Genomic DNA, 6,042 nt, shown 5'->3' on the forward strand with positions numbered 1-6,042 from the left:
TGAGCCAGGATCAAACTCTCAAAATAAAGCTTCATCTTGCTCAGACTAATCATTATCGAATATCTGGCTTGGTTTGTTGGTTTTAATTCGTGTGAATTAAAGATTATATTTAACCTACTGTTTAATTTTCAAAGTTCTTAATTCAGCTTCTTTATTTTATCAAAGCTGTTTTTCTTTGTCAACAACTTTTTTAAAGTTTTTTAACTTTTTCAAGTTGTTTTGCCCTTTTCTCAAGGACAAGTATTACTATACCATTTTAATTTATTTTGGTCAATACTTTTTTTCAATTTTTTTTATTATTTTTATTAAATATTTTCAAAAGCCTTATATTTCAATATCTGTAGATTATTTTATTTAGACATATAATTTAAATAATCTACCGTAAAAAAGACTTTCTAGTTTATTAATTTCTAGAAAGTCTTTTAATTTCAAAAACTATTTAGCAGTATAAAAATCTTGTGTTTGCATATACTCAAATTTTAATACGGCTGTTTTATACTTTAAGCTCTTTTTAACATCTATTATTCTTTGATTTGATGAACCTCTAAAAAGTAAGCTTATATCTCTCTTGTCTATTTCAAATTTCCCATCTACAAGTACATCTACGTATTTCAATAATTCCATATTCTCAAAATACAATGGATTTTTCTTATCTATAAGTTCTTCAAATGTAAACCCTGTATAACTCCAAACATCTAAGTTTATATTGTGCGCCTCTTTTGCTATTTCAGCTAATGGCAGTGGTTGTAAAAACGGCTCTCCACCTGACAAAGTTATCCCCTGTTGTAATTTTAAAGACGCCATTTTATCAATTACCTCTTTTGTATCAACTTCATATCCTCCGTTTAAGCTATGTGTTTGAGGATTATGACATCCTTTACAATTATGTTTACAACCTTGTGTCCAAACAACCATTCTAAGTCCAGGTCCATCAACAATACTGTCACATATTACAGGAGATGCTATTCTTAATTTCATATTTATCCCCCCTCTTAAATTTCGGTATGTTTTACTCTATCTCTTACTTCTGCTTTTTTAGCGTCGTTAAATCTATCTACTGTTCCTACTAAATAACCTGTTATTCTTCTGATTCTCTCAAATTTTATATCACTTTCTTCTTCATTACGTCCGCAGACTGGACAAACAGTACCAGGTATGACTCCTGAGAATCCACAAACAGGATCTCTATCTACTGGATGATTGACACTACCATATCCTATACCCATTTCCTTCATGCTTCTTATAATTGTTTCGAAGGCTTGTAGGTTATTTGATGTATCTCCATCTAGTTCAACATAAGTTATATGTCCACCATTAGTTAATTCATGATATGGAGCCTCAATAGCTATCTTGTTAAAAGCTGATATATTATAATATACAGGTACATGGAAGGAATTAGTATAATATTCTTTATCTGTTACCCCTTTTATTTCGCCATATATCTTTTTATCTATTTCTGTAAATCTTCCTGAAAGTCCTTCTGCTGGAGTAGCTATCAATGAGAAATTTAATTGATATTTTTGTGTAGCCTCATCCATTCTCTTTCTCATATGTGAAATTATTTTTAGTCCCAATTCTTGTGACTCTTCACTTTCTCCATGGTGTTTACCAGTTAATGCAATTAGACATTCTGCTAAACCTATAAATCCCACTGTCAAAGTTCCTTGTTTGATTACATCCTGCAATGTATCTTCTGAAGTAAGATCATCAGCACCTCTCCATACTCCTTGACCCATCAAAAATGGGAAGTTTTTAACCTTTTTATTTCCTTGAATTTGCATTCTTTCAAGTAATTGATCTATAACTAAATCTATTTTCTCATCTAAATCGGCAAAAAATTCATCTAAATTTGCTTCTGTACGTCCATTTACTATACCGTGTTTAATACCTAATCTAGGTAAGTTAATTGTAGTAAAAGATAAATTACCTCTACCACTTACTACTTCTTCCCCACATACATTTCCTAAAACTCTTGTTCTACAGCCCATATATGTTGCTTCTGTTTCTGGTTCACCAGGTTTATATGTTTTTAAATTAAATGGTGCATCTAAGAAACTAAAGTTAGGGAACAATCTCTTAGCAGAAACTCTACATGATAATTTAAATAAATCGTAGTTAGGATCCTCTGGATTTAAGTTAACTCCTTCTTTAACCTTGAATATTAAAATAGGGAATATAGCTGTCTCTCCATTACCTAACCCTTTTTCTAGAGATAATAATAAGTTTCTACTTACCATTCTACCTTCGATAGAAGTATCAGTACCGAAGTTTATACTAGAAAATGGTACTTGTGCTCCTGCTCTCGAATGCATTGTATTTAAATTATGAATAAATCCTTCCATAGATTGATATGTTTGTCTGTCAGTTTCTTTATACGCTTCTTCATATGCAAAGTTTTGTATTGAAATAGCTAACTCTTCCTCTATATCAAATGTTTCTATTAATTTTTCCTTTTCAATATACAAATAATCTAAGTTCTTTTCTAGACCTACTTTTTTATTAGATCTTTTTTCAGTATCGTTAACTATATCCTCTACTGTTCTCTTATCATCAATATTTTTTAATAATTTCAAGCCTTTATGCAAATTAGATATATATAATTTTTTAAAAGTCTTATATACACCTTTAGCTAAGTTATAATCAAAAAACGGAATACTTTGCCCACCATGTTGGTCGTTTTGATCACTTTGAATCGCAATTGCAGCTAAAGCACCATAACTCATAATACTATTTGGCTCTCTTAAAAATCCATGACCTGTTGAAAATCCGCCATCAAATAATTTATCTAGATTGATTTGACAACAAGTCAATGTCCCCATATTCAAGAAATCCATATCATGTATGTGTATATCACCGTTATCGTGGGCTTGAGCATGCTCTGGTTTTATAACAAAAGTCTTGCAGAACTCTTTAGATACAGTGCTTCCATATTGTAGCATAGTACCCATAGCAGTATTACCATCTATATTTGCATTTTCTCTTTTTATATTTGCATCGCTAGCATCTTCAAAAGTTATTTTATTTATAGCCTTCATAAGTCTAGTTTTAGAATTTCTTATTCTGCTTCTTTCATTTCTGTAAAGAATAAATGCCTCACTAGTTTTTACATGACCTGCTTTTATAAGTACCTTTACAACTGTGTCTTGTATATTTTCTACATTAGGAATTTCATCATTATTGTATTCTTCGTTTAATAAAGCTACTACTTTATCAGCAAGCTCTTCTGCTATTTCATAGCTTGGTTCTGTATTTTCCTTTTTTGCCACTTCACTTGCCGCTGAAAATATAGCTTTTGTTATACAATCTTTATCAAAACTAACCTTTCTACCGTCTCTTTTCTTTATATATTCTATCAACTTTAAATCCCCCTCGACCACAATATGTAGTGGTTTGTTTTAGATATACATACCATATATAGTATGTACAATTAAAAAAATTCCCCTTAAAAACTAAAGGGGTGTTAATTCCATAAACATATTTCTAGGGTATCAAATTTATAAAATTTAGTCAAATTTTACCAACACACCTCAAAGCATTGAAATTGCTATATGGTTTTTTTGAAGCCTTGTATTTGTAATGGTTTGAAATTTTACAAAAATCTTTTAATATTTTACATATAGTTTTATTTTTATTCTGTAAATTTATAGCAATTTAATATATTATATTTAGTATACATATTTTGACAATAATTTTAGGAGGTAATAATTAATATGTTATCAAAAAGACTTGATGTTATAACACCATCACGTACAGTAGGTATAAGTTCTAAAGTAAAGGAAATGAAAGCACAAGGTATAGACGTATTAAATCTTAGTGTTGGAGAACCAGATTTTAACGTTCCAGAAAAAGCTAAAGAATGTGGTATAAAATCTATAGAAGACAATATCACTAAATACGACTTAGTTCCTGGATTAACTATACTAAGAGAAGAAATAAGCAAAAAATTATTAGAAGAAAATAACTGCCACTATGCTCCAGATGAAATAGTAGTTACTAGTGGTGCTAAAATGGCTCTTACTAATGCTTTAATGGCTGTTACAGATCCAGGAGATGAAGTTTTACTAGTTAAACCTTATTGGGTAAGCTATTCTGAAATGACTAAATTAGTAAATGCTGTTCCAGTTGGTATAGAAACAGACAAAGCAAATGACTTCAAATTAACTGGAGAACTTTTAGAAAAATATATAACTGACAAAACTAAAATGCTTATATTAAATAACCCTTGTAACCCTACAGGAGCTATTTACACAAAAGATGAATTACTTGACATATGTAATGTCTGTTTAAAACACAACGTATATATATTAGCTGATGAAATATACGAAAGAATATGCTTCAACGGTGAATTTGTTTCTGTGGCTTCATTAAGCGACGAAATAAGAGAAATGACTATAACTATAAATGGTTTTGCTAAATCAGCAGCTTTAACTGGTACAAGATTAGGATACACTGCAACTCCTAGAGCCCTTGCTAAGCACATAAGCGCTATCCAAGGACATTTAGTATCACATCCTTGCTTAGCAGCTCAATACATGGGATATGGAGCTTTAAAATACTGTAAAGAAGACATAGATAATATGGTAGAAGCTTATAGAAAGAGAAGAGATCTTGTCACTGGTAGACTTGATAAAATCGAAAACTTAGATTATGTTTATCCAAACGGAGCTTTCTATGTATTTATAGACATATCAAAGGTAAAAGACAAATTCGAATATGGTGAAAGCTTATCATCTGACTTCTGCGATAAATTCTTAGAAGAATGTAAAGTTGCTATAGTACCAGGTATAGCATTTGGTATAGATGAATATGTTCGTATATCTTTTGCTTGTAGTGAAGAAACATTTATGGAAGCATTAGATAGATTAGATAAATTCGTACAAGGTATATTAGCATAGAATGATATACAAATAGTTTATATTAAAATAAATAACCATACCTTATGACTAAAATTATATCAAATAATAAGGTATGGTTATTTTTATAAATTTATATAATACAATATCTATTTACTTTTCCCAATGAGATGGTCTGCTCAATGCTTTTGGCAGCTTTGTTCTAGAATCACCTCTAGCAGTATTAACTTGAGATTGAGTCAAAAACATTGAATCCTCAAGATTAGCTCCCCTAATATCTGCATCTCTTAAGTCTGCACCAATTAAATTGGCTCCTTTCAAATTTGTATCCTTCATATTAGATGCTATAAGTAATGCTCCTGCAAAATTAGCACCAATTAAATTTGTATTTGTCAGATCTTTCCCTATGAAATCATAACCTTGTTTTAAATTTTTTTTGTGTTTTGAATTTCTTACTTTTTCATCAGATACCTTGTCTTTTACAAATTCATTGACCTGCTTCAAAATATGATTGACTTTAGTTCTATGTTTATCAATATCTATATTTATAATTGATTGTTCATCCAACTTTGTAAGTTCTTCAGTTTCTGCAATAATAGAATTTAATTCATTTTTTATATTGTTATTTGATATAAAAGTTGATGCATCTATAAGATACCATAGCATTTCATGTAGCTGTCTAATTATTAAAAATACATCAAACATCTTATTTGCTATCTCAGGTGATTTTATCCAATCCTGTCCCTTAAATGTTACCTGTGCTACTTTTTGACCCGCTCCAAAACAATCGTATGATATACAACCTTTTAAGCCTTTTTTTCTAAGGTTCTTATGTACAGAACACCTAAAATCTGATTGTAAGTTCATACATGGTTTTCCTGCTATTTTATCTTGAGGAAACCCCTCTGATTTTGAAAAAAATAAAGCAACACAACAAAGTCCAAAGCACTTTTCACAATCAATTCTTAATTGTGAAATATTTTTATTGTCTATTTCATTTATTCGCAATTTCATACCCTTTCCCCTATTATTTAAATTATAATATTTTAAAAATAAAAAAAGATTACGTGGCTACGTCTTACTCTCCCAGGCGGTCACCCACCAAGTACCATCAGCGCTAAAGAGCTTAACTTCTGTGTTCGGAATGGGAACAGGTGTATCCTCTTTGCTATAATAACCACATAATCTT

4 protein-coding genes and 1 rRNA gene are annotated in these 6,042 nt (G+C 30.3%); 1 reads left to right on the top strand and 4 read right to left on the bottom strand.

What is annotated here, in order from left to right:
• Nucleotides 1-435 precede the first annotated feature (435 nt).
• Nucleotides 436-978, bottom strand: coding sequence for an anaerobic ribonucleoside-triphosphate reductase activating protein (gene nrdG, locus MR593_RS06915; RefSeq protein WP_290691230.1), 543 nt, complete (start codon nt 976-978; stop codon nt 436-438).
• Nucleotides 979-992: 14 nt separating this feature from the next.
• Entirely contained in the window at nt 993-3,356 is a 2,364-nt protein-coding gene (locus tag MR593_RS06920) for an anaerobic ribonucleoside triphosphate reductase (protein ID WP_290691232.1), read from the bottom strand.
• 354 nt (nt 3,357-3,710) lie between these two features.
• Here MR593_RS06920 and MR593_RS06925 point away from each other — a divergent pair, with 354 nt between their 5' ends.
• The gene (locus MR593_RS06925) at nt 3,711-4,895 is read left to right on the top strand and encodes a pyridoxal phosphate-dependent aminotransferase (protein ID WP_290691233.1); all 1,185 of its coding nucleotides are present in this window, start codon (nt 3,711-3,713) and stop codon (nt 4,893-4,895) included.
• 111 nt (nt 4,896-5,006) lie between these two features.
• On the opposite strand, the gene MR593_RS06930 is transcribed toward MR593_RS06925, so the two are convergent.
• Nucleotides 5,007-5,867 carry a pentapeptide repeat-containing protein gene (locus MR593_RS06930; RefSeq protein ID WP_290691235.1) on the bottom strand — a complete coding sequence of 287 codons (861 nt, stop codon included), beginning with the start codon at nt 5,865-5,867 and terminating at the stop codon, nt 5,007-5,009.
• Nucleotides 5,868-5,918: 51 nt separating this feature from the next.
• A 5S ribosomal RNA gene (gene rrf / locus MR593_RS06935) occupies nt 5,919-6,035 on the bottom strand.
• Nucleotides 6,036-6,042: the final 7 nt, after the last annotated feature.

Source organism: Intestinibacter sp. (assembly GCF_022780145.1).
GTDB lineage: Bacteria > Bacillota > Clostridia > Peptostreptococcales > Peptostreptococcaceae > Intestinibacter.